We start from the raw sequence: 3,002 nt of genomic DNA, 5'->3' as shown, positions 1-3,002 counted from the left end.
CGTGGACCCGTCGACGCCTGCTGCCGCTCGTCGTGGTGCTCGCGGTCGGGGCCGTCGGCCAGGCCGGCGTGCTCGCGTGGCGCTCGGTCCCGCTGCCCGGCACCGGGACGACGACCGCGGCTGCGACGAGGCCCGCGAACGGTGAGCTCGTCGTCCTCTCGTTCAACACGCTCGACGTCGTGCGCGCCCCGGCGCTCGCCGACCTCGTCGACGCCCAGGACGCCGACGTCGTCGTGCTGCCCGAGACGTCGGCCGGGACGGCGCACGACGTCGCCGCGCTGCTCGCCGACCGCGGCCGTCCGATGCAGGTGCTCACCGCCCCCGGCGACGTGCGCACGATCGCCGGGACGGCCCTGCTCGTCTCCCCCGGCGTCGGCCGCTATGCCGACGCCGACCCTCTACCGACTCGGCTCGGCTCGCTCCGCGCCGGGCCCGTCGACGACGGACCCGTGCTCGTCGCCGCGCACCCCATGGCACCGATCCAGCGGTCGGCGATGCCGACGTGGCGTGAGGAGACCGCGCTCGTCGCGCGCACGTGCGCGGAGACACCCGGTGCGATCGTCGCGGGCGACCTCAACGCGACGCTCGACCACCCAGGGCTGCGGTCGCTCGGGCCGTGCGTCGACGCGGCACGGGCGGCCGGCATGGGCGCGCACGGCACGTGGCCCGCGAGCGCGCCGACCCTGCTGGCGGCACCCATCGACCACGTGCTCGTGGACGGGCGTCGCTGGCGGGTGACGTCGTTCGACGTCCTGCCGCCGACCGGCGGAAGCGACCACCGCCCGGTCGTCGCGCGGCTCGTCCCGCGCTGAGCCGGGCCGCCCGACCGCCGGGGGCCGTCAGCGGCTGCGGCGGTCCTCCTCGTCCCAGCTCTCGGTCCGCTGCCGAGCCCGCTCGAGCGCGTGCTCCGCCTCCTCGCGGGTGGAGTACGGGCCCATCAGCTTGCTCCAGTCGCTCTGGCGGCCCTCCTCCACGGCGTGGGTCTCGGTGTTGTACCAGTACTGCGTCGCCATCGTCCGCTCCCTTCGCGTCGCCGCCCGCGGCCTGTTCCGGCCGGGCCGCCCCCTCGTGCTGTCCGTAGACTGCCAGGTATGCCGCCCGTGCACGCGCCACGATCCGCCCTGGTCCCGGGCACGGTGAGCCCTCGCCGCGCCGTCCCCTCGACCATCGCCCGCCCCGAGTACGTCGGCAAGCCCGGCCCCGCGCCCTGGCGCGGCAGCAACGTCCTCGACGACGAGACGATCGCGCGGGTCCGCGTCGCCGCGCGCATCGCGGCGCAGGCGCTCGCGGAGGTCGGCCGGCACGTCGAGCCGGGCGTCACGACCGACACGCTCGACGCGATCGGACACGAGTTCCTGCTCGACCACGGCGCCTACCCGTCGACGCTCGGCTACCGCGGCTTCCCGAAGTCGCTGTGCACGTCGGTCAACGAGGTCATCTGCCACGGCATCCCCGACTCGACGGTCGTCGAGGACGGCGACCTCGTCAACATCGACGTCACCGCGTACATCGGCGGCGTGCACGGCGACAACAACGCGACGTTCCTCGCGGGCGACGTCGACGAGGAGTCGCGCCTGCTCGTCGAGCGCACGCGCGAGTCGCTCGACCGCGCGATCAAGGCCGTGAAGCCGGGCCGTGAGGTCAACGTCATCGGTCGCGTCATCGAGAAGTACGCCGCCCGGTTCGGCTACGGCGTCGTCCGCGACTACACCGGCCACGGCGTCGGGCCCGCCTTCCACACGGGCCTCGTCATCCCCCACTACGACGCCGCGCCGCTCTACGACACCGTCATCGAGCCCGGCATGGTCTTCACCATCGAGCCCATGCTCAACCTCGGCACGCCCGACTGGGTCATGTGGGACGACGACTGGACCGTCGTGACGGCCGACGGCCGCCGCAGCGCGCAGTTCGAGCACACCCTGCTGGTCACCGACACCGGAGCGGAGATCCTGACACTGCCATGAGCCACGACAAGCACACCAAGCACGGCAAGAAGAAGCACGACGTCGCGTTCGGCATCGACATCGGCGGCAGCGGCATCAAGGGCGCACCCGTCGACCTGCACGCGGGCGAGTTCGCGTCCGACCGGGTCCGCATCCCGACGCCGCTGCCCGCGACGCCCGACGCCGTGTCGCAGACGGTCGCCGAGGTCGTCGCGAAGTTCGACCTCGACAAGGACGTCCCGATCGGCGTCACGTTCCCGGCCGTGATCCTGCACGGTGTCGCGCAGTCCGCCGCGAACGTCGACAAGTCCTGGATCGGCACCAACGTCGAGACCGCCGTCGGCGCGGCGACCGGCCGCAAGGTCGTCGCCGTCAACGACGCCGACGCCGCCGGGTTCGCCGAGGTGAAGTACGGCGCCGCGAAGGACGTCGACGGCGTCGTGCTCGTCGTGACGCTCGGCACCGGCATCGGGTCCGCGCTCATCGTCGACGGCCGCCTCGTCCCGAACACCGAGCTCGGGCACCTCGAGATCGACGGGTTCGACGCCGAGTCCCGCGCCGCCGACTCCGCACGCGACCGCGAGAACCTCGACTGGGCGGCCTGGTCGCAGCGCCTCCAGCGCTACTTCACGGTCGTCGAGAACCTGTTCTGGCCCGACCTGATCGTCGTCGGCGGCGGCGTCAGCAAGCACCACGAGCAGTTCCTGCCGCTGCTCGACATCCGCACCCGCATCATCCCCGCCGAGCTGCGGAACGCGGCGGGCATCGTGGGCGCCGCGGCCCTCGCGGCGAAGGCGCACTGACGACGCGCCCGCGCCCGCTCGTCGAGGTCGCCGCCGGCGTCCACGTCGCGACGAGCGAGGTCTACGCGACGACGTCCAGCCTGGTGGTGGGCGACGACGGCACGACGCTCGTCGTCGACCCGGGGGTCACGGCGGGCGAGGTCGCCGGTCTCGGTGCGGCCGTCGCCCGTCGCGGGTGGCGGCCCGTCGCCGTGTGGTCGACGCACGCGCACTGGGACCACGTGCTCGACGGGCACGGCGTGCGCGGCCAGATCGG

5 protein-coding genes are annotated in these 3,002 nt (G+C 73.7%); 4 read left to right on the top strand and 1 reads right to left on the bottom strand.

Features of this window, described 5'->3' with window-relative positions:
* A partial coding sequence (locus HGA02_RS15025) for an endonuclease/exonuclease/phosphatase family protein (protein WP_168679826.1) occupies positions 1–812 on the top strand: 812 nt, incomplete at its 5' end.
* A 27-nt stretch (positions 813–839) separates the two neighbouring features.
* Here HGA02_RS15025 and HGA02_RS15020 read toward each other — a convergent pair.
* The gene (locus HGA02_RS15020; RefSeq protein WP_168679824.1) at positions 840–1,013 is read right to left on the bottom strand and encodes an SPOR domain-containing protein; all 174 of its coding nucleotides are present in this window, start codon (positions 1,011–1,013) and stop codon (positions 840–842) included.
* Between the two features lie 78 nt (positions 1,014–1,091).
* On the opposite strand from HGA02_RS15020, the gene map reads away from it, so the two are divergent.
* The 3 genes from map to HGA02_RS21850 all read left to right on the top strand — a co-directional run.
* A complete protein-coding gene (map, locus tag HGA02_RS15015) occupies positions 1,092–1,964 on the top strand; it encodes a type I methionyl aminopeptidase (protein ID WP_168679821.1) in 873 nt (290 codons plus the stop codon).
* Positions 1,961–2,746 carry a polyphosphate--glucose phosphotransferase gene (gene ppgK / locus HGA02_RS15010; RefSeq protein WP_168679819.1) on the top strand — a complete coding sequence of 262 codons (786 nt, stop codon included), beginning with the start codon at positions 1,961–1,963 and terminating at the stop codon, positions 2,744–2,746. Before map ends, ppgK begins: the two co-directional genes overlap by 4 nt.
* A gap of 83 nt (positions 2,747–2,829) precedes the next feature.
* Positions 2,830–3,002 (top strand): MBL fold metallo-hydrolase (locus tag HGA02_RS21850; RefSeq protein WP_168679817.1); only part of this gene is annotated, 173 nt, incomplete at its 3' end.

The sequence above is a fragment of the Cellulomonas septica genome, from assembly GCF_012396155.1.
GTDB lineage: Bacteria > Actinomycetota > Actinomycetes > Actinomycetales > Cellulomonadaceae > Cellulomonas > Cellulomonas septica.
This window is presented reverse-complemented; position numbering and strand designations above follow the sequence as displayed.

What these genes read in the sequence shown, in the direction of transcription:
- HGA02_RS15020 (WP_168679824.1), bottom strand. Translation starts at nt 1,013, where the DNA reads ATGGCGACGCAGTACTGGTACAACACCGAGACCCACGCCGTGGAGGAG.
- map (WP_168679821.1), top strand. Translation starts at nt 1,092, where the DNA reads ATGCCGCCCGTGCACGCGCCACGATCCGCCCTGGTCCCGGGCACGGTG.
- ppgK (WP_168679819.1), top strand. Translation starts at nt 1,961, where the DNA reads ATGAGCCACGACAAGCACACCAAGCACGGCAAGAAGAAGCACGACGTC.